Genomic DNA, 241 nt, shown 5'->3' on the forward strand with positions numbered 1-241 from the left:
TGAGTGGTCTGACGCAGGCGCTGCTATTGCCCGACTGGCCGGCCCCGGCTTCGGTTCGCGCTTGTGTCACCACGCGTCAGGGCGGCGTCAGCCTGCCGCCCTTTGACACCTTCAACCTGGGTGATCACGTTGGTGATGACCCAGCCGCCGTCGCCGAAAACCGCCACTGCCAGGCCATGCACTTGCTTGAGCCAGGCAGGCTGGATGGCGAACGCATCGCTCAGGCGGTGGCGGTTTTCGG

The 241-nt window shown here is 66.0% G+C and carries 1 protein-coding gene; it reads left to right on the forward strand.

The features are described from left to right. Window positions 1–8: 8 nt before the first annotated feature. The coding region (locus tag SB725_RS33535; protein WP_410923738.1) for a laccase domain-containing protein at window positions 9–241 on the forward strand (233 nt) is incomplete at its 3' end.

This window comes from Pseudomonas sp. SIMBA_041 (genome assembly GCF_046535095.1).
GTDB classification, from domain to species: domain Bacteria; phylum Pseudomonadota; class Gammaproteobacteria; order Pseudomonadales; family Pseudomonadaceae; genus Aquipseudomonas; species Aquipseudomonas mucoides.